15 protein-coding genes are annotated in these 19,819 nt (G+C 64.0%); 4 read left to right on the plus strand and 11 right to left on the minus strand.

Annotation, left to right across the window (positions count from 1 at the left end; genetic code table 11):
* The first annotated feature begins 93 nt into the window (after positions 1–93).
* Positions 94–1,044: a right-handed parallel beta-helix repeat-containing protein gene (locus M0D43_RS14700; protein ID WP_243391059.1), complete on the plus strand. Its 951-nt coding sequence runs from the start codon at positions 94–96 to the stop codon at positions 1,042–1,044.
* Positions 1,045–1,170: 126 nt separating this feature from the next.
* On the opposite strand, the gene M0D43_RS14705 is transcribed toward M0D43_RS14700, so the two are convergent.
* The 6 genes from M0D43_RS14705 to M0D43_RS14730 form a co-directional block, all read right to left on the minus strand.
* Positions 1,171–2,523, minus strand: coding sequence for a sensor histidine kinase (locus M0D43_RS14705; protein ID WP_252165072.1), 1,353 nt, complete (start codon positions 2,521–2,523; stop codon positions 1,171–1,173).
* Between the two features lie 8 nt (positions 2,524–2,531).
* Complete coding sequence (locus M0D43_RS14710; RefSeq protein WP_252161991.1) at positions 2,532–3,875, minus strand: sigma-54-dependent transcriptional regulator; 1,344 nt, start codon at positions 3,873–3,875, stop codon at positions 2,532–2,534.
* Positions 3,876–4,102: 227 nt separating this feature from the next.
* Complete coding sequence (locus M0D43_RS14715) at positions 4,103–5,329, minus strand: ABC transporter permease (protein WP_252161992.1); 1,227 nt, start codon at positions 5,327–5,329, stop codon at positions 4,103–4,105.
* 64 nt (positions 5,330–5,393) lie between these two features.
* A complete protein-coding gene (locus M0D43_RS14720) occupies positions 5,394–6,692 on the minus strand; it encodes an ABC transporter permease (RefSeq protein WP_252161993.1) in 1,299 nt (432 codons plus the stop codon).
* An 83-nt stretch (positions 6,693–6,775) separates the two neighbouring features.
* Positions 6,776–7,498 (minus strand): ABC transporter ATP-binding protein, encoded by a 723-nt coding sequence (locus tag M0D43_RS14725; RefSeq protein WP_252161994.1) that lies wholly within the window; start codon positions 7,496–7,498, stop codon positions 6,776–6,778.
* Between the two features lie 40 nt (positions 7,499–7,538).
* Entirely contained in the window at positions 7,539–8,810 is a 1,272-nt protein-coding gene (locus tag M0D43_RS14730) for an efflux RND transporter periplasmic adaptor subunit (protein WP_252161995.1), read from the minus strand.
* A 205-nt stretch (positions 8,811–9,015) separates the two neighbouring features.
* Between M0D43_RS14730 and glmS the strand changes: the two genes are divergently transcribed.
* The 3 genes from glmS to M0D43_RS14745 all read left to right on the plus strand — a co-directional run bounded on the left by glmS (position 9,016) and on the right by M0D43_RS14745 (position 12,976).
* Positions 9,016–10,845, plus strand: a complete 1,830-nt coding sequence (glmS, locus tag M0D43_RS14735) for a glutamine--fructose-6-phosphate transaminase (isomerizing) (RefSeq protein WP_252161996.1) — start codon at positions 9,016–9,018, stop codon at positions 10,843–10,845.
* Positions 10,846–11,132: 287 nt separating this feature from the next.
* Entirely contained in the window at positions 11,133–11,606 is a 474-nt protein-coding gene (locus tag M0D43_RS14740; RefSeq protein ID WP_252161997.1) for a hypothetical protein, read from the plus strand.
* 230 nt (positions 11,607–11,836) lie between these two features.
* A complete protein-coding gene (locus M0D43_RS14745; RefSeq protein WP_252161998.1) occupies positions 11,837–12,976 on the plus strand; it encodes a hypothetical protein in 1,140 nt (379 codons plus the stop codon).
* Positions 12,977–13,107: 131 nt separating this feature from the next.
* Here the strand turns inward: M0D43_RS14745 and M0D43_RS14750 are convergent, their stop codons facing one another.
* From M0D43_RS14750 to M0D43_RS14770, 5 genes are all read right to left on the minus strand, one after another.
* The gene (locus M0D43_RS14750) at positions 13,108–14,973 is read right to left on the minus strand and encodes a peptidoglycan-binding protein (RefSeq protein ID WP_252161999.1); all 1,866 of its coding nucleotides are present in this window, start codon (positions 14,971–14,973) and stop codon (positions 13,108–13,110) included.
* A 106-nt stretch (positions 14,974–15,079) separates the two neighbouring features.
* Entirely contained in the window at positions 15,080–15,838 is a 759-nt protein-coding gene (locus M0D43_RS14755; protein WP_260807316.1) for a hypothetical protein, read from the minus strand.
* Positions 15,839–16,184: 346 nt separating this feature from the next.
* Entirely contained in the window at positions 16,185–16,709 is a 525-nt protein-coding gene (gene gloA, locus M0D43_RS14760; RefSeq protein ID WP_252162000.1) for a lactoylglutathione lyase, read from the minus strand.
* 156 nt (positions 16,710–16,865) lie between these two features.
* Positions 16,866–17,972, minus strand: a complete 1,107-nt coding sequence (locus M0D43_RS14765; RefSeq protein ID WP_252162001.1) for a copper resistance protein B — start codon at positions 17,970–17,972, stop codon at positions 16,866–16,868.
* Positions 17,969–19,804 carry a copper resistance system multicopper oxidase gene (locus M0D43_RS14770; protein WP_252162002.1) on the minus strand — a complete coding sequence of 612 codons (1,836 nt, stop codon included), beginning with the start codon at positions 19,802–19,804 and terminating at the stop codon, positions 17,969–17,971. The genes M0D43_RS14765 and M0D43_RS14770 overlap by 4 nt, the downstream gene beginning before the upstream one ends.
* Positions 19,805–19,819: the final 15 nt, after the last annotated feature.

Here is a 19,819-nt window from a genome sequence, read left to right on the forward strand (position 1 = left end):
CGGATGGGTGACGCAGCGCAGCCGCGCTGCACGGCGATGGTTGGCCGTGTAGCGGTTAACGACTGAAGGTGCACGATGCAGCGACGACCACATATGGTGTTGATCCTCCTCCTTGGCGTGCCGATGTTGCAGCCAGGCGTTGCTGCGGCGGCCAGTTATCGGCTGTATCTGGCGCCCGATGGCAACGATGCGGCGGCAGGCACCGCGCCTTCGACGGCATTGCGCAGTCTCGACGCCGCGCAGCGACGCCTGGTCGAACGACGACCAGCGGGGGACGTGGAGGTGGTGATCGCCCCGGGTACCTATCTTCAACAGTCGGTGCAATGGACCTTTGCCAACGGCGCGCCGATCCGCTTCATTGCCGCTGCTGGTGCTGCCAGCCCGCCGGTCTTCGATGGACGCGGTGGCGCAACCTGGTTCGCCTTGAAAGGTGGTCGCAATGCGCCGACGCGGCTGACCTTCGAGGGATTGAAGGTCAGCAACTACTGGATGGCGCTGGATCTTGGCAGCAGCAAGGCGGCTGAGGACGGCAATAGCGACAACACGATCCGCAACATGCAGTTCGAGCGGATCGGTGGACGTTACGGCCGTAGCACCGAGGCGGCGTACTCGTTTGCGGCGATCCGGCTGCAGCAGTCGCGCGACAACCGCATCGAACACAATCGCTTTGTGTCGATCGAAAACGACACCGACACCTCCGGCTTCATCCATGCGCTGTATCTGGCGCGGCACTCGTCCGGTAACCGAATCGAAGGCAATACATTCGTCGACGTCAACGGCGATGCAGTGCGGACGCGCGATGCGTCCGACCGGACCTATGTCGGCGGCAACCACTTCCTCAGGGCCGGCAAGTACGCGGCGTTTTCGGACTGGTTCAAGGCCGGTGGAGAGTGCCCCTCGCAGGGCGGCGAGTTCGTTGGCAATACCGTGGGCATCGGGTATTACCGCGCCATCGATGCGACCAGGACCACCGGCGCAGACGATGCGTGTGGCGCGCTGAAACTACCGCGCATTGCAGAGCGCGGCACGCTGAAATCCGATTGACGGCGCCGTGGCGGCAGGGCGAGTGTGCGCGCTCCTACACTCGGTGTCCGCGCGTCGGGGTGGCCTTGCCGGGTCTGGCGAGCGATCAGTGAGCTGCGGCGGACGAGGCGTGTTGAAAGTGTCTGACTACGCAGCCGATGCCGACGGCAGCAACAAGGTTACGCACAGGCCGCCTTGCTCGCGGTTGTGCAGCGAAATACGCCCGCCATGCGCTTCGGCGATCTCGCGGGTGAGCGCAAGCCCCAGCCCGGTTCCGTTGCGTTTGGTCGAATAGAACGGCATCAGTGCGTTGTGCAGCACCGCTTCGTTCATGCCATTGCCGCGGTCGAGCACTTCGATGCGCAGCCACTGCGGTAAGCGTGTCACGCACACCGCAACCTCGCTATTGGGCGGCTGCGCTTCGCTGCAGGCCTCGTGTGCGTTCTTGAGCAGATTGAGCATGGCCTGTTCGATCTGCGCTGCATCGATGCGGCTGCTGACACTGCTGATCTCGCCCTGCAACTGGAACGGGATCTGCTGTCGCAGCCGTTCGAGAAACGGCGCCCATTCGATGGTCTGCAACTGCGGCTGCGGCAACTTGGCAAAGCGCGCGTAGCCGCGAATAAAGCCTTCCAGATGACGCGCGCGCTCTTCGATGGTTTCGAAGACCGTGCCCAGGCGATCGGTGCGCTCGCGGCGCAGCAGCTCGGCGCCGGAATGCGCCAGCGAGGCGATCGGTGCGAGCGAGTTGTTCAATTCGTGGCTGATCACGCGGATGACCTTTTTCCAGGTCTGCACTTCCTGCCGTCGCAACTCGGTGGTCAGGGTGCGGATCAGCAGTAACTCGTGGCTGCGGCCATTGAGGTGGAAGCTGCGCCGCGACAGGTGATAGATCTGCTCGTCGTCCTCGTCATCACCGTCCTCGCGCACCGCGAACAGGCAGTCGCCGCCGCGCGCCAGCGCATCGCGCAGTTCGCCTGGCATGCGTTCGAGCACGTCGTCCAGATGCTGGCCTTCGAGCTTGCGTCCGTCATGCAACAGCTTGCGCGCGGCGTTGTTGGAAAACCCGATGCGGCGTAGGCCATCGCCGCCGGCCACCACCAGCAGCATCGCCACGGGGGTGTTCTGCAGCATGGTGTCGAGCATCAACTCGCGTTGTACCAGATGGCTTCGCTGTGCACGCAACACATCGCCAAGTTCGGCATGCGCATGCACCAGTTGCGCCAGCTCATCATTACCGCGCCAGTACACGCCGAAGTTGTACTCCCCATCGCGATAGCTGCTGGTGGTGCCGGCCAGCGCACGAAATAGCGAGCGCATCGGCGCGGTGGCGCGGGTGAGGCTAAACCACATCGCTGCCAGCAGCACGACGACCGAAATCGCCGCTACTTGCCAGCCGCGGTCCAGCCAGTACGCCATGAACCACGGCAAGGCGGCCGCCAAGGCGAGCACTGGAAGCAAGCGTAGAAATAGCGAAAACGTGAAGGAGCGGTTCCACATACGCAGGCTCATTCCGAGGTGATGCCGTAGCGGTCCATGCGCCGATACAGCGCCTGGCGGCTCAACCCCAACTCGGTGGCGGCTTGTGCGATCACGCCTTGTGCGCGCGCCAGCGCCTGTTCGATACGCGCGCGATCCGGCTCGCCTGCCGCGGGCGTTGCCTGCCGTGGCGCAGCGGCACGTGGCAGATTCAGATCGCTCGCTTCGATGCGCGCACCCTGTGCGAGCAAGGCGGCGCGTTGCAGCACATTGCGCAGTTCGCGCACGTTGCCAGGCCAGGCATGCCGTTGCAATGCATCGCGCGCCTGCGTGGAGAGCGGCTTTCCGCCGGCGAGGAAGTGGTCGGCCAGCGGGCCGATGTCGCCGGGGCGCTCGGCCAATGCGGGTAGCGCAATTTCCACCGTGTTGAGTCGGTAGTACAGATCCTCGCGGAAACTGCCATCCCGGATCATCGCCGACAGATCGGCATTGGTGGCGCTGATCACGCGCACCTTGGCGTGGCGCTCGCGGTTGGAGCCCAGCCGCTCGTAGCGCCCGGTTTCCAGCACGCGCAACAACTTCATTTGCCCTGCCAGCGGCAGGTTGCCGATCTCGTCGAGAAACAGCGTGCCGCCATCGGCCGCTTCGAACTTGCCTTCGCGCGCCTTGTTGGCGCCGGTGTAGGCCCCGGCTTCTGCGCCGAATAATTCGGCTTCGATCAATTCGCCTGGTAATGCACCGCAATTGAGTGCAATGAACGGCCCGTGTTTGGATGCCGAGTTGGCCTGAATGATCTCGGCAATCTTTTCCTTGCCACTGCCGTTGGGGCCGGTAATCAGCACCGGCAAGTCTGAGCGCGCGACCTGGCAGGCGAGGGCGATTGCTCGCTCGCTCGCTGGATCGGCGAACACCGCACCGCGCAGATCGTAGCGTTGGGTCAGTTGCTCGCGGCCGCGCCGCTCGCGTTCGCGACGACGTTCCAGTTCGCGGCGTGCTTCGGACAGTTCCAGCAGGTTATTGACCGTGGTCAGCAGCTTGGTGTCGTCCCAGGGTTTGGCGATGTAATCGGCCGCGCCGGCCTTGACCAGGCCCACCGCGCTGCCCAGATGGGTCCACGCGGTGAGCAGAATCACTGGCAGGTCCGGGTGACGCCGACGGAGTTGGGTAAACAGCGCCTCGCCTTCTTCGCCGGAGGTGGTATCGGCGGTGAAGTTCATGTCCTGGATCACCAGATCGAACGCCTGCTCATCCAGCAATGCCAACCCGGCCTGCGGTGAATGCGCGTGCCGCGCCTCGATGTCGTGCAACGAAAACAGCACTTCCAACGCGGTGGCAACGGCCGTGTTGTCGTCGATGATCAGGATTTGCGGCATCGCATTGCTCGAGAGGGCGCGAAGGTAGGTCTATCAGAACAGCATTCGTTGCATGGCGGAACTGCGCGCGTGGCCGGATGTCGGACAGGCGTCAGCCATCCGGCTCGGATCCCGGCCAGTCTGGATCGCTTGGCCGGTACAGCACGCCGCAAAGCCGCAGGCTCAAGCGCTGTGCGCATCCATGCGCACATGCCACATAGGCGCCGGCCGTACCCAGCCCTTAACTCTCACGCGCTCCGCGTCGCCACCGCCGGTGGCACCAGCGCGGCGCGGCGTGCCGGCCAGTACACCGCAATCTGGCCCAGTGCCCACAGCAGCAGCGCACCGATCGGGAGGTAGATCAGCGGCAAGCGTGGTAGTTCGTAACGGGCCATCAACCAAACATTGATCGAGTACGCCAGCAACATGCCGAGCACGATCCCGATCGAGGCAAGCAGGAAATTCTCGATCTGGAAATAGCGCAGGATCTGGCCGCGTGTGGCACCCAGTGCACGGCGGATACCAATTTGTTTGGTGCGTTGTTGTACCCAGAAGCTGGCCAGGCCGACGATGCCCAGCGCGGTCACGATCAGCAGCGCGATGCACACCGCACCGAGCAGCCAGACCATCGCGCGGTCACTCTGGAAGTATTCGTCGCGGATCTCGGCATAGGTCTGCTGTTTCAGCACCAGGCGGCTGCTGTCCACCTTCATCAGCGCCGCGGTCGCCGCGGTGAGCACTTCCTGGCGCCGCGCCGGGTCGGTGACGCGCAGCACGTACAGGCCCTTGGTGTAGTTCAGGCGCAGCGGCAGCAGCATCGCGTAGTCGATCTCGGCCAGGCCGCTGGTCGCGGCCGGCCGCGCCAGCGTGTCGACGATGCCAACCACGCGCACCGGGATCTGTCCGATATAGAGGGTCTTGCCGAGGGCATTCTGCCCGGGGAACATCTTCTCCGCGGTGGCGCGATTGAGAATGATGGCGGTCCCTTTTTTCTGCGCGTCCCTGTCGGTTTTCGCGATTTCCAGATCGAGGTATTCGTCGGGCGTGAAGTCGCGCCCGCCCACCAACTGCAGCCCCAGGGTCTGCAGCGTGCCTTCCTCGGCCATGTACTGCGCCCCGTTGAGGGTGGGCCGCTCCTGGTCCGGGGTCAGCGACAGGCCGGTGTTCGAGGAGTAGTGCACGAACGGCACCTGGTTGAGCACGGTCGCGTTGCGCACGCCCGGCACGGCGCGCAACGCGGCCAGATCCTCGCGGGTGCGCGCGGCCGCATTGACCTGCCGGCCGATGCCGCCGAGCGAGACCGTCACCAGTTCCGACTCGGCGATGCCGCTGGGCCGGTGCAGGGTCTCGATGCGGTTGCCGATCAGGAACAGCGCATTGCAGACGATCGCGCAGGCCAGCGCGATCTCGAGCACGATCAGCGCGGCGGCGGTCTTGTGCCGGCGCAGGGTGGAAAGGATGGGGCGGATGTCCATGGCGATAACCTTGTGAGGGACCTTCGTTGGCGGTCTGCCCGCCGCCGTGCGGCGGGGGCGATGATCAGGACGATTTGAGCTGCAGCGCCGGCGCCACCTGGATCGCGCGCCAGGCCGGCAGCAGGCCGGCCAGCAGACTGGCGGCCAGGGCCAGGGCGAAGGTCAGTGCCAGCATCGTAGGGTCCAGATGGGCGAGCTTGGCGTAGCTGGAGGGCTGCTGGCGCACGGCCCACAGGCCGAGCACGGCCAGGCCGAGGCCGGCGATGCCGCCGGCCAGGCCGATGGTGCCGGCTTCGACCAGACACTGCGCGAAGATCGCACGGCGCGAGGCGCCCAGCGCGCGGCGCACGCCAATCTCGCCGCTGCGGCGCAGGAACTTGGCCAGCAGCAGACCGACGGTATTGAGCAGGCATACCAAAAGAAAACCCATCGCCAGCCACAGCTGCAGGCGCACGTCGCCCGGCACCACTTCGTTGTGGTCCAGCCACTGCATCACGTTGCGCAGGCGCACGTTGTTCGGACGCTGGAAGCGGCCGGCGGCGCGCTGCTGGTTGGAGTAGTTCTCTAGGTAGGCCTTGTAATCGGCGGCCTGCGCCGGGCTCTCCAATTCCGCCCAGTACTGCATCCAGGTGCAAGGCGCATTGAGCGAGGTCTGATCGCCGTTGCTGTCGCCGAAGCAGTTCATGTTGCCGTTGCGGTCTATCTTCAGGTCCATCGCGACTGAGAACGGCAGGTAGGCCTGTTCGTCCGAACCGTAAGTGTTGGTGATGTCGTAGAAGCGCGGATTGGGGGCCCAGGTGTCCAGCACGCCGACGATGCGGAACGTGTTCTGGTCGATGCGCAGTTCGCGGCCGACGCTGTTGGCGCCGTCGTACAGCTTCTCGTTGAGCTTCTTGCTGATGACCGCCACCCGCTCGTGGCGTTCGTCTTCCGTACCGGTCCAGCCGTGGCCGTACAGGAACGGCGTGTCGAACATCGGGAAGAAATCCGCTGAGGTAAGCCGTACTTCCGACTTGAACGGTTTCAGCCCGCTCCTGAGCGGCTCGATCGCCGCCGACCCGCCGGTCATGATCGCCTGCCGCTTGGCGCGTTTCTCGCGCAGCAGCGTTTCGGCGTCGTAGCGCGTGTTCTGGAAGTCCGGCTCCTCGCCGGGCTGGAAGCCGGCCTTCGGCTGCGCATCGACCTGCACGTAGAACAGCCGGTCGCTCTTCTGCGGGATCGGATCGCCGGAGAGCACGTAGAACACGGTCAGCGTGGTCATGCTGGCGCCGATGCCAAGCGCGATGGCCAGCACCATCAGCGCGGTGAGGACCTTGTTGCGGCGGAAGCTGCGCAAGGCGAGGCGGAAGTAATAGCCGAACATGAGGTGGCTCCGGGTCGGGCGCTGCAGGTAGCGACGATGGGTGGGATGGCGATGGCGCGCAGCGCCGGGCCGGTTGCGTTCGCTCAGCGCGCGACGTTGGGGTTGGCGCCGATCGCGGCGTGCCCCAGCACCGGTTCGCGCTGCAGGTCGGTGGCCTGGCCATCGACGATGTGCACGTTGCGCTGCGCGCGCGCGGCCAGTTCCGGATCGTGGGTGACCATGACGATGGTCGAACCTTGCGCGTTGATTTCTTCCAGCAGTTCCATCACCCCGCGCGCCATCTGCGAGTCCAGGTTGCCGGTCGGCTCATCGGCCAGCAGCAGGCGCGGGCTACCGGCCAGCGCACGCGCGATCGCCGCGCGCTGTTGCTGGCCGCCGGATAGCTCGGTGGGGTAGTGCTTCAGGCGCGAGCCCAGGCCAACCTTGGTCAGTGCCTCTTCGATGCGCTGTTTGCGCTCGGCCGCGGCCATGCCGCGATAGCGCAGCGGCACATCCACGTTGTCGAACAGGTTGAGATCGGGAATCAGATTGAAGCCCTGGAAGATGAAGCCGATCTTCTGATTGCGCAGGCGCGAACGCGCGTCGTCGGACAGATGGCTGACATCTTCGCCGTCCAGAAGGTATTGCCCGCTGGTGAAGGTCTCCAGCAGCCCGGCCAGGTTGAGGAAGGTGGTCTTGCCCGAGCCGGAGGGGCCGGTGACCGCGACGAATTCGCCCTCGCGCACATGCAGGTCCAGCGAGCGCAGCGCGTGCGTTTCCACCTGTTCGGTGCAGAAGACCTTGGAGACCGATTGCATCTTGAGCATTGCCGATTCCTTTGCTTAAAGAGGTGTGTGCGAAAGAGAATTAGTGAACGGTGACGCGCGGTGCATCGCCAAAGTTGTCTGCACCGGACACCACCACGCGGTCGCCGACCTGCAGCCCGGACAGCACCTGCACCTCGCCCAGGCTGCTGACGCCCATGCGCACGGGGCGGCGCACGGCGGTGTTGCCGTCCATCACGTAGGCGTAGCTGCCGCCGGATTGTTCGACGAACGGGCCGCGTTCGACCTTGAGCACGTTGCGGCGTGTGTCCATCACCACGCGTGCGCTCATGCGCTGGCTCTGGCGCAGGCCGGGCGGCTGCTTGTCGGTGAAGCGGATACGTGCGGTGACTTCGCCATTGACCACTTCCGGCGAAACCGCCGAGATGGCGCCCGGAAACGGCTCGCCACTGCCGCTGGTGAGCTGCGCGGGCATGCCGATCGCCAGATCGCGCGCGAAGCTTTCCGGCACCTTGATCTCCACTTCGAACTTGGACAGATCCACCACGCCCAGGATCGGCGCGTTAGCGGCCACTTGTGTGTGCTGCACCGCTTGTACTTGGCCGACCTGGCCATCGAACGGCGACAGCAGCGTGAGCGCGTCTACCTGGCGCTGCACCTCGGCCACTACGGCGCGTTGGCGATCCGCCAGCAGGCGCTTGTTGCGCGAATCCAGATCCGCGCCCTGGCTTTTCAGTGAGGCATCGCGCTGGGCGTGCTGCAGGTCGATGTCGGTCTTCTTCAAGGTGTCCTGCGCTTTGGCCAACTCCACTTGCGGCACGGCGCCACCGTCATAACCGCGCTGGTAGCGTTCCAGGTCGCGTGCGGCGGCCTGCTTGTCGATCTTGGCCTGGTCGGTGAGCTTGCTGGCGTTGGCACGCGCCAGGGTGGCATCCAGGGCGGCGCGGCTGGATTCGGCTTCCAGGCCGGCCAGCGTGGCCTGCTCCTGGGCCAGCTTGCTGCGTAGCTCCGGGCTGTCGATGCGCGCCAGCTCCTGACCCTGCTTGACCACGTCGCCGGCCACCACGCTCAGCGTCACCGTGCCGGCCGAGATGGCGTACAGCACCGGGCTGTTGGCGGCGATGACGCGGCCGTCGGCGGCGATGTCGCGTACCAGGTCGCCCTGGCTCACCGTGGCGATCCGCACCCGGCTGGCATCGAAGGAGCGGCTGCCGGCGCTCCAGGCACTGATCGCCCAACCGATAGCGGCCAGCACCGCTACGGTGGCGACGCCGGGCCACAGCCAACGACGCCACCGCGGCTTGCCGGCGGGTGTACGAAGAACCTGGTCCTGGGCAGACGTGTCACGAATCATGGTCGGCGTGCTCGGTGGCGTCATGCTGACGAAGCAGGCTGCGTGCCAACTTCCAAGTGGCTGATATCAAAGGTATTCGGGTCAATGCGGCGGGTGTCCGCAGTGTCCGCGGACACCGGTGGCGGACACGCTGTCCGGGCAGGGTCATGCAGCGGACAAGAGCGGACACGCTAAAATGTCCGACTTCTTTTCTGAGAGCTGTCCTATGTGCGGCATTGTCGGAGCGATCGCCGGGCGCGATGTGGTCCCGGTCCTGATCGAGGGACTCAAGCGCCTGGAATACCGCGGCTACGATTCTTCCGGCATTGCAGTGCTCGACGGCGCGCAGGTACGCCGGGTGCGTCGCACCGGGCGGGTGGCCGAGATGGCGCAGGCCGCGCAAGCCGAGCAGTTCGGCGCCACCCTGGGCATCGGCCACACGCGCTGGGCCACCCATGGTGGCGTGACCGAAGCCAACGCGCATCCGCACATCAGCGCTGGCGTGGCCCTGGTGCATAACGGCATCATCGAAAACCACGAAGAGCAGCGCGAAAAATTGCGCGCGCTCGGCTACACCTTCGAGTCGCAGACCGACACCGAGGTCATCGCGCATCTCATCCATCATCATCTGGGCAGCGCCAGCGACCTGCTGACCGCGCTGCAGCGCACCGTCAAGGAACTCACTGGTGCCTACGCGCTGGCAGTGATGAGCCAAGCCGAACCGGAACGCTTCGTCTGCGCACGCATGGGCTGTCCGTTGCTTATCGGGGTGGGCGAGGGCGAGAACTTCGTCGCCTCCGACGTGTCGGCCATCGTGCAGGCCACGCGCCAGGTGATCTTCCTTGAAGAAGGCGACACCGCCGAACTGCGCCGCGATGGCGTGCGCATCTTCGACAGCAACGATGCGCCGATCGAGCGCCCGCTGCATTTGTCGGACGTGTCGCTGGCCTCGCTGGAGCTGGGGCCGTTCCGGCATTTCATGCAGAAGGAAATCCACGAGCAGCCGCGTGCACTGGCCGACACCATCGAAGCTGCCATCGATGCCAAGGGCTTTCCTGCATCGCTGTTCGGTGCCAACGCAGAAACGGTATTGCGCGATATCGAAGGTGTGCAGATCCTGGCCTGCGGTACCAGCTACTACGCCGGCATGACCGCGCGTTACTGGATCGAAGCCATTGCCGGGCTGCCGTGCAGCGTGGAGATTGCCAGCGAGTACCGCTACCGCACCGCGTATGCAAATCCCAAGCACCTGATCGTCACCATCTCGCAGTCCGGCGAAACGCTGGACACGATGGAAGCGCTGAAATACGCCAAATCGCTCGGGCATCTGCACACGCTGTCGATCTGCAACGTGCCGGAGAGCGCAATCCCGCGCGCCAGCGAACTGGTCTGCTACACGCGTGCCGGCGCCGAGATCGGCGTGGCATCGACCAAGGCATTCACCACCCAGCTGGCGGTGTTGTTCCAGCTCACCATGGTGCTGGGCAAATTGCAGGGCCGCATCAGCGACGCCGAAGAAGCGGAGTATCTGGAGCAGCTGCGTTTTCTACCCGGCAGCGTGCAGCACGCCTTGAATCTTGAACCACAGATCATGGCCTGGGCGGAGCGTTTTTCGCCGAAGGAAAATGCCCTGTTCCTCGGCCGCGGCCTGCATTACCCGATCGCGCTGGAAGGCGCGCTCAAGCTCAAGGAAATCTCCTATATCCACGCCGAAGCGTATCCGGCCGGCGAGTTGAAGCATGGCCCGCTGGCGCTGGTGGATGCGGCGATGCCGGTGGTGGTGATCGCACCGAACGATCGACTGCTGGAGAAGGTCAAATCCAACATGCAGGAAGTGCGCGCCCGCGGCGGCGAGCTGTTCGTGTTTGCCGACCAGGACAGCCACTTCAGCGACTCCGAAGGCGTGCATGTCATCCGCACTCCACGCCATGCCGGCGCGCTGTCGCCGGTGATCCACACCATTCCGGTGCAGTTGCTGGCCTACCACACGGCCCTGGCACGCGGCACCGATGTGGACAAGCCGCGTAACCTGGCCAAGTCGGTGACGGTGGAGTAACAGCAGCCCAAAACCCTGCTGCGTCGTCGGGCGGGCGGTGGCGGAATGCTCATGCACCACGCCTTCCACTCTGGCTGTTGTCTGCCGTACGCGCCCGCCTTGGAGCCGCTCGCCATGTGGTGTGGGCGGATGTGTGCGGCCATTCAAGACGGTTGGCAGTGGAGATTCGTCCGGCCTTCCGGTCGCAGACGTTGGACCGCTTAGCGCTCCACCACAGCCTCTGCCAACGCAGTGGCCCAAGTTATGCATAAGCTCCTTGCGAGGGTCCACACCACGCAGGAGGACGTATGCACGAGTCTTTCAAACAGGGGGCGCCGGCGGAATTGTGGCAGGCGTTGGTGCGCGAGGCAGGGCAGCGGACTGCGCGTCCGCTGGACGAATCGCGCGAGCACTATCTGGTGTTCGTGCTGCTGCGCTTCCAGCGCGATGCGCATCTGCTTTCGCGGACGCAGGCGCTGGCATGGCTGCATGCGCAAGACCAGATCGGTAGCGTGCGTGCCGACGCGTTGCGCGATGTGGGCGACGGCTGTTTGCTGATTGCAGGCTTGTTCCCAGGCGTGGCGCAACGCCGTCGGCTCAGTGTGGATTACTTCATCGACCTGGGCAGAGGCGCGTACTCCGAAGTGGCCGATACCCGCTGCAGCGATGCAGGTCTGTTCGCGCAACTGGCCGAGAGCTATCGCGAACTGGTGCGCACCCTCGCCGCACTGCGCACCCCGCGCGATTGGCAACCGAGCGCGGGTGGAATTTTGCATGCCTGAGCAGTGAGCATCTGAGGGGCGGTCCCCACATGCGTCGGGACCGCCCCGACTGCGATGGCTGCCCTGTGTGGGCACACTATCCCTGCAGGTCGATCCGCCGGGTGCGTTGTGCCATTACCCGTCAATCAGAACCCTGCATGTTGGGGCCAGCGCGTGCAAGCGTTGGTGCATCGGTCGCGCTGCATGGGGGACATGCAGCGCGTCGCACTGATCCATAGGGACAGGGATTCATGAAGACGTGTATCGCGGCGGCGCTATTGGCGCTGCCTGGGCTTGCCGTTGCGCAAGACGTGCCGCTGGGCTATGCCGGTCAGGGCGGAATGACGTTGCAGGAGATCGACCCTGCCATCTACGCGTATCACTACGACCACGGATTCGTGGGCGAAGATGCGATGGGCTGGGATCCTGCGCTGCAATTCGCCTGGTCGCGCATCGCAGCCGCCAAGGTCTGCGCACAGCAATCGCCGTCCGATGCATTGATCGGCAAGCTGGTGGAGCAGTACGGCAAGGATGCCGTGGTGCACCAGGTCAACGGCATAAGCTTCCATGAAGCGCAGATGCGCGCGGCTGGCACGTTCTGTACGCCTGCGCGCGTGACCGAGGCCACTGCGGTGGTGCCAGCGTTTGCGGCTGGTGATTTTTCGACAGCAACGGCCTATGCCGCTGCTGCAGTTGCAGGTACTGTGTCAGTCGCTGCAACAGGCGAGCAGCCAAGTCTGCAGTCCGATGCAGGCGCGGTCGTTGCGCCATCGGCGGATTGGGCCTTACAGCTCCCGCTGCATTCCAGCATGCGTGTGGGCTCGAACGGTCTGCCTAACGGTGACGAAATGCTGCGTGTCGTGCGCCGCGGTCACACCGGGGTGGCGGTAGGCTTGCAAATCGCGACCAGCCTGTTTGCGCGTGGCGTTGCAGTATCGGCTTTCGGAAAAGATCAGCTGAAAGGCGAAAAAATGGAAGGCCTGGGGAATCCTGGCTATCAATTGCAGCGCGATGCAGTCAACGCGCATTTGAAGACCTACTTCACCGGACATCCGGCCGCACTGCCCGCGGACCCGTTCCCGTTGCAGGTACTGATGTCTGACTGGCTGCTCGTTTATCAGAGCCTGGCCGATACCAAATCGCCTTATGAGCTGCGCTATGCGGTGACGATTGGTGGTGAGCGCAGCGGCTTCCTGAAGCGCAAGGCGAGCCCGATCAGTCTGGACTGTGCGCCGACACCGCGCACCGCCTCGCTAGAAGAATGGGAAGCCAACGATTACGCGTTGGTCAAAGAGGCTGCACAAGCCTACAGCAACGAATGTGCAGCGAAATTCGCAGAGCGGTTGCCGCAATGGTTCCCTGACAGAGAGGCTGTTGCGGCGTCCAATTGACGGGTCAGATCTGTAGGCGCCGGATATCCGTCGCCTGATGTGATTCGAGAAAATCGAGTCATGCGGGCTTAAACCAGAAGGGGCACCGATCCATCGATCGGTGCCCCTTCTGTGTTTCCATTGCATGAAGATCAACCGACGCTGCGCGCCTGGTTGCGTTGCTGCTCATGCTGATCTTGAACCTGCGTTTGCGTTTGCGCTTCCTGGCGCACGGCATTGCTGCTTTGCTCCAGCGGACGTTCCGCAGCGGTTGCCTTGTCGGTGTAGATCCGCTGATGCGCCGGGTCGTTGAGCTGACCCTGTACGCCAAACAGTCCATTGCCATCCTTGCTTGGCGCCACCATGTCGATGCGCTGCAAGCCGCTGACCTTTGCTTCGAAGGTCATGTGGCCAGCAGCATTCACCAACTGCTGCCGGTTGGCGAAGGCATTCGGGCCCAGCTGTTCGAGCTTACTGACGGCTTGATTGAAGAGCGGGTGGTCTGGGTTGGTTTTCTCGGAGAGCAGAGGCGTTTTTTCCGCCTGCTTCAGCGCAGCAAGCGTGTCGCGGCCAACCACGCCGTCGTCCTGCAGCCCATGCGCACGCTGGAACGCCTTGACCGCGTCACTCGTGCGCTGGCCATAGGCGCCGTCGGGCTTGAGTTCGTTGCCGCCCGCGTCCTTGTAACCCAGTTGCTGCAGCGTCTGCTGCAATGTGCGTACTTCTGCGCCACGTGCATTTTCGCGCAGGACACTCGGCGCATCAGCGGCGGCATGTGCCTGGCTGTGCTTGTGCTCGGTCGCTGCGTGAGATTGCTGCTTGTTCTGGCTGCGCTCCTGCAGCAGCTCGCGCGCCTCAGATAGCGGGTCGCTGGCGTAGAGCTTGACGCCCTTGGCGTGTTTGCGCTCAAGGTAGGCATCCAGCGAGCTGAGGTCGACACCCTCACCGCCACGCGATTGGCTGATCTTGAGCTGGCCATCCTTGGGGTCGCGCACCACCATGGTGATGTGGTCGATGCCCTTGTAGCGCCCCTTGTCCCAACTCTGGGGGCCATTGTCCTCGCCAATGATCATGCCCTCTTTGAGGGTCTGGGCAGTGACGTCTTTGCCTTGGATCAGGACACCAGAGCGCTGCTCGGCCTTGCGCAGCAGCTCCGAGGCACTGTCGAAACCAGGGCTGAACTTTTCGTCCTTGGTAAAGACAGCCTTGCCGGCGCCCTTGTTGATTTCATCCATGGTCGCGTTCTGCATCTCGACCACCCAGCCAGAACAATCGACCCTGCCCTTGTCCGGATCTTTTGCGCCCAGACCGTATTTGACGTGGTCGTACTTGTTGGTGAGGTCATAGGCTGCGTGGAGCGCGATACCGTGCGCTGCAGCTTTCTCCGGCTGGGCTGGCGCGGACTGCGACGGCGCAGACTGCGTCGGTGTCTGCTGCGTGGCCGAAATGGGCTCGATGCCTTTTTCAGGAATACGGATACGGTCCATCTTCGTATCCCAGTACTGCACGAACGTCTGTGCCATGTCCTTGTCGGACATGCGCCGGAACGTCGCCGAATCGACACCGGTCAACGACTTCAGCTCTTTCTCGCCGACATTGTTGAGGATGTTGGCGCGTGTGCTTTCGAGACCAAACGTCCCCGTGGCGATCGCCGTCTGAAGAGAGCGGTAGCCACCGGCGCCCTGCTGGTGGGCCAGGTACATGTCCAGGCCGTCGGGCTCGGGCTTCCCCGAAAGATACGGCCGCCCATCACGTTCGTGCCGATTAACCAGACTCGTCCGGTTGTCCAGATACAGCCGCGCGGCTGCATCGGTGTTGACCACGGCGTCCAACTCGCGTCCAGCAATGCCGTATTGCGCGGCGGTCGGAGGAGTGAACTGAAATAGCCCCTTTGCGCCACCGGCTCCGCGGCTGGCCAACTCGTCGAAGGCGCCGCCAGTTTCTACATGGGCAAAACGCAGGAAGTCGTCACGCGGAATATTCCGCTCGGCCGCTTCGCGTTCGATGATGTCGAGCACTTGGGCTCGTGAGTAATTCGTTGGCATCGCTCAAGGTCCTTGATTGAGTGCTGCAGCCACGCGGCTGCAGCGGTACGCCGCCCGAACCAATTCCTTTGGTCCTGTATTAAGGGGTCGGCAAATACGATTTGTGGGCCGCATCGTAGCGGTATTCAAGCGTCGCGTCACCCCCGCTCGTCGGGGGATCTGCAGAAACGCTCACCCGCAGCGCAGGCAGGCCGGGCTGCTTAACGAACGCGAGCGTGCTGCTGTTCTTGACGCAGGCAATCTTCCCAGGCGCATCCTCGCCACAATTTGCACTGTTATCCTGCCCCGCTGGCACATTGCCGATATAAGTCCAATGCTTGTCGTTGACGTTATCGGTGTCCTTCGGGTTGAACACGAGCGTGTCGTAGGAAAGGATGCGGACGCCCGACTGCAGGCTCCACGTCGGCACGGCCAGGACCAGCCGGCCGTCGTCGGTGACAAAGGTCTGCGGCTTGCGTTTCGTGTCGACGGTGTTGCCTTGTTCCATGCCGCCGAATTCGCCGATGTAGGGCTCTGCGCCAAGCAGCTTCCAAGGGGTCTTGCTCCCCGGCTCGCTGGTCACGAAGGTGGCATGGGCCAACGTCACCTTGGTGCCAGGCGCGGGATAGTGGTTTTCGCTTTCTGCGCCAAAGCGCTCGGGCGTTTCCCACGCAAAGCCGGTGTAATAACGCGTACCGCCAAGTTCGAACTGAAAGCCGTACCAATAATTGATCCAGCTGCCATTGGCGACTTCGTAGGAGGTGGCGCCATCGCCGTCTACGTTGCTGATGAAATACAGCACGCTGTCGGGCCGCGGCGGCTGCAATTGCTGGGTCGATCCCTGGGTTGCGTCCTGCATGGGAGATGCATCCTTGTCTGAAGGGGGGGGGGTGGTGCTGGCCGCGGCTGCGGCAGTCTGCGGAGGTGTGGTATCCGGTGTCGCCGGCTTGCAGGCGGCGATGGTTGCTAGCGCAAGGACCAGTGAAATCTTCCTGACGAGCATTGGGGTGCATCCATTGCGGAGGGCGGCGAAAGTCTACTCCAGCCCGGCGGTGTGTCCAGTCGTTGCGCCGGCTATGGCGGTGCCCGCGCGCTTTGGCGACGTGGGGCTTTCGGGCAGCGGATGCGTGGCCGTTCGCCTCCGCATCCGCTGGTTTCCATCTCCATCCCCGGTCATGCGCCAGCTTGCCGGATGAGCCGAGCACTTACGCCAATGGCGTATTGGAAATGATCTCTACCCAGTAACCATCCGGATCCTTGATGAAGGCTAGGTGCTTCATGCGGCCGTCTTCCAGGCGTTTCTGGTAGGGCACGTTGAGGCTGTCGAAGCGCGCGCAGGCGGCATGGATGTCCGGTACTGAAACACAGATATGGCCGAAGCCGCGCGGGTCGTTGTTGCCGTCGTGGTAGACCGGGCCGTCCTGGGTTTCGGTGCCGTGGTTGTGGGTGAGTTCAAGCACGCCGGGGATGCCAGCCATCCACAGGCGACGCTGCGCGTCGTCATCGGGAATGGCGGTGCCTTCCGGCAGCAGCGCGAGAAAATACAGGCTGAATTTTGCGTCGGCAAAATCGCGTGCGTCGAGCAGGCGGAAGCCCAGCACGCGTGTGTAGAAATCCAGCGACTGCTTGGCATCCTTGACACGCAGCATGGTGTGGTTGAACACGAAGCCGTGCGTGTCGGCGGGCGCGGCGGTGGCGCCTGGCACGTGTTGTAGATCGTTCAAAGACATGGCGGTCTCCTGGTTTGAATAAGGGCGCAGCGTGCTGCGAGGGTGTTGATGTTAGCGAGGGCGGGGTGGTTGGCGTGTCATGGCCACTGGTCAAGTTTCTGCTGCATTAGCGGTAATGACGGTGCCGAATGCAGCGGCCTGCACGATGCCATTGCCTCAAAACCACACGCGGACACCGACAACGAAGTGGCTGTCGCGTGCGGGTGCATCCGCCATCGCCGCACGTACTGCGCTATCGCCGAAGCGGCGGCGATGCACCCAACCGATGTATGGCGCGAAACGGCGAGTGATTTCGTAGCGCAAGCGTAGGCCAAGTTCGGCTTCTTTCAGGCCGCTACTCATCCCGCGGCGGTTGTCGTCGGTGAGCGCGATGTCGGCTTCCACGCGCGGTTGCAGGATCAGCCGGTTGGTCAGCAGCACCTCGTATTCGCCTTCCAGTCGCAGTGCTGCGCGGCTGCCGTTGCCCACAGACAACGTGGCTTCGGTTTCGAACTTGTAGGGGGCCAGTCCCTGCACGCCGAAGGCCGCCCAGCTGCGATGGTCGCCTGCGCCGATGTCCTGACGTGCGCCGACGAGCAGATCCCACCACGGCGAGATGGCATGGCCGTAGAAGGCTTCCAGCGCGGCGGGGTCGGTGCGTCCGTCGTGCCGCTCACCTTCGCTGCGCAGCCATAGCCGATTGATGTCGCCGCCGATCCATGCGCGTGATTCCCATGCCTGGCCGCTACCGCGTTCGGTTTTGGAAGTTTCCATTCGATCGAGCAGGACATAGTGGTTGATGCCTGCCGAGTGCATCGTATGCGCTTGCAATGGGACGAATGCGGCGGCGATTTCTTCCGCAGTGGGTGTCGGGATAGGAGTGCGTGGGAGTGCGGTACTGTGTGTATCGGCAAGGCTGCCGGTGATTGTGGTGTTGGTGGGCGATGCAGGAATTTGCGCGGCATTGGTGGGCTGCGTGTGGCCCATCTTCGAGTGATCCATCGCCTGGTGGCTCATGGCTGCATCGTCCATGGATCCGTGCTTCATCGCTTCCTGGTCCGTGGTTCCAGTCTCCGTGGCAGCGTGCGACATGTGGGCGTGGTCCATGTGTGCGGCCTGAGATGAGGCAGGCGTCTTCTGCGCGCCATCAGTCATCTGCATCGCATGGTCCTGCATGTCCTGTGGTGAGTGCTCCATCGCATCGTGCTGATGCTCTTGCGCACCCGCAGATGCACTCGCCAAGAACGCGGCCACCAACCAGGCCTGGGTGCGAAAGCGGCTCATGCTTCCACCCGCACTTCGCGCATCATGCCTGCTTCCATGTGGTACAGCAGATGGCAGTGATACGCCCAGCGACCGAGCGCGTCGGCGCGCACGCGGTAGGTGCGGCGGGTGCCGGGCGGCATGTCGATGGTGTGCTTGCGCACCTGGAAGTTGCCGTCGGCATCTTCCAGATCGCTCCACATGCCATGCAGATGGATGGGGTGCTGCATCATGGTGTCGTTGACCAGCACGATGCGCAGGCGTTCGCCGTAGTGCAGCCGCAGTGGGTCGGCCGAGGCGAAGGCGATGCCATCGAACGACCAGGAAAATTTCTCCATATGCCCGGTCAGATGCAGCTCGATGTCGCGGCCGGGTTCGCGCCCATCCGGGTCGTCGAACACGCTGTGCAGGTCGGCGTAGCACAGCACACGGCGGCCGTTGTCGCGCAAGCCCACACCGGGGTCGTCCAGGCGTGGCGCTGTGGCATTGCTGCGCATGTCGATCAACGGGTTGCCATCTTCGCTGGCTGGATGATGCAGTGTCTTGCGCTTGGCCTCATCGCTGGCATGGCCATGCGACTGCATTTCCGGCATCGGCATTGCCATCGTGTGTGCCGTATGCAGGTCGCTTTGCGCTGTAGCGCTGTCATGCGTCGCGTGTTCGCCATGTCCCATTGCATCGCCATGCCCCATGTCTTGCATGGTCAGAATGGCGCGTGGATCCAGCGCAGGAATCGGCGCCTGCAATCCGTGCTGCACTGCCAGCGTGCCGCAGGCGAATCCGGTGCGGCCCATGTCCTGCGCGAATAGCGTAAACGCATCCTGGCCGAGCGGTTCGACGATCACGTCGAAGGTCTCGGCCGCGGCGATGCGTAGTTCGTCCACGCTGACAGGATGCACGTATTGCCCATCGGCAGCCACCACAGTCATGCGCACGCCGGGGATGCGGATGTCGAAGTAGGTCATCGACGAGCCGTTGATGAAACGCAGCAACACCTTTTCGCCTGGCTTGAACAATCCGGTCCAGTTGCCTGCCGGTGCCACGCCGTTGAGCAGGTAGGTGTAGGTAGTGGCGTTGACGTCGGACAGGTCGGTGGGCGTCATGCGCATGCGGCCCCACATGCCGCGGTCGGCCAGCGTGGCGCGCAGGCCGTCTTCGCGCGCATCGCGTAGAAAATCGCCGATGGTGCGCTGCGCGTAGTTGTCGTGGCTGGGCATCTGTTTGAGCCGGCGGAACAGCGCGGCCGGGTCGAGGTCGGTCCAGTCAGACAACAGCACCACATGCTCGCGATCGTGGCGATACGGCGGCGGTGTCAGCGGGTCGATCACGATCGCGCCATACAGCCCGGCCTGCTCCTGGAACATCGAGTGGCTGTGGTACCAGTAGGTGCCGGACTGGCGCAGCGCAAAGCGGTAGTGATACTCCTGGCCCGGCGCGATGCCATCGAAGCTCATGCCGGGCACGCCATCCATGTTGGCCGGCAGCAGCAGGCCGTGCCAGTGCACCGAGGTGGGCTGGTCGGTCAGCGCGTTGCGCACGCGTACGCTCACCGTGTCGCCCTCGCGCCAGCGCAGGGTGGGCGCCGGAAGGCTCTGGTTGACGGTGATCGCGGGACGGGCGCGTCCGGTGAAGTTGACCGGCATGCGGCCGATCTGCAGCGACTGGCTGCTACCGCGCAGCACCGGCGTACTTGCCGGCGTCGCTGCGCGCGCATCGCGGCCCCACAGGCCGCCCGCAGCAGCAACACCGCCCAGGGCCAGGCCTTGCACGAAGCGGCGCCGGCTCAGGCCGTTGCTGGATGAGGTACTGGAAAACGGGGAATCGAAAGACATGACATCTCCGGCGCGCTCCATCGGCAAGACGGACGC

It is taken from the genome of Xanthomonas prunicola (assembly GCF_025266575.1).
Classification (GTDB): domain Bacteria; phylum Pseudomonadota; class Gammaproteobacteria; order Xanthomonadales; family Xanthomonadaceae; genus Xanthomonas; species Xanthomonas prunicola.

Excerpts from the sequence above, each read along its gene's own strand:
- M0D43_RS14765 (WP_252162001.1), bottom strand. The coding sequence starts at position 17,972 with ATGAGCCGCTTTCGCACCCAGGCCTGGTTGGTGGCCGCGTTCTTGGCG.
- M0D43_RS14710 (WP_252161991.1), bottom strand. The coding sequence starts at position 3,875 with ATGCCGCAAATCCTGATCATCGACGACAACACGGCCGTTGCCACCGCG.
- M0D43_RS14755 (WP_260807316.1), bottom strand. The coding sequence starts at position 15,838 with ATGCAGGACGCAACCCAGGGATCGACCCAGCAATTGCAGCCGCCGCGG.
- M0D43_RS14730 (WP_252161995.1), bottom strand. The coding sequence starts at position 8,810 with ATGATTCGTGACACGTCTGCCCAGGACCAGGTTCTTCGTACACCCGCC.
- glmS (WP_252161996.1), top strand. The coding sequence starts at position 9,016 with ATGTGCGGCATTGTCGGAGCGATCGCCGGGCGCGATGTGGTCCCGGTC.
- M0D43_RS14700 (WP_243391059.1), top strand. The coding sequence starts at position 94 with ATGGTGTTGATCCTCCTCCTTGGCGTGCCGATGTTGCAGCCAGGCGTT.
- M0D43_RS14745 (WP_252161998.1), top strand. The coding sequence starts at position 11,837 with ATGAAGACGTGTATCGCGGCGGCGCTATTGGCGCTGCCTGGGCTTGCC.
- M0D43_RS14725 (WP_252161994.1), bottom strand. The coding sequence starts at position 7,498 with ATGCTCAAGATGCAATCGGTCTCCAAGGTCTTCTGCACCGAACAGGTG.
- M0D43_RS14740 (WP_252161997.1), top strand. The coding sequence starts at position 11,133 with ATGCACGAGTCTTTCAAACAGGGGGCGCCGGCGGAATTGTGGCAGGCG.
- M0D43_RS14770 (WP_252162002.1), bottom strand. The coding sequence starts at position 19,804 with ATGGAGCGCGCCGGAGATGTCATGTCTTTCGATTCCCCGTTTTCCAGT.
- M0D43_RS14720 (WP_252161993.1), bottom strand. The coding sequence starts at position 6,692 with ATGTTCGGCTATTACTTCCGCCTCGCCTTGCGCAGCTTCCGCCGCAAC.
- M0D43_RS14705 (WP_252165072.1), bottom strand. The coding sequence starts at position 2,523 with ATGTGGAACCGCTCCTTCACGTTTTCGCTATTTCTACGCTTGCTTCCA.
- gloA (WP_252162000.1), bottom strand. The coding sequence starts at position 16,709 with ATGTCTTTGAACGATCTACAACACGTGCCAGGCGCCACCGCCGCGCCC.
- M0D43_RS14715 (WP_252161992.1), bottom strand. The coding sequence starts at position 5,329 with ATGGACATCCGCCCCATCCTTTCCACCCTGCGCCGGCACAAGACCGCC.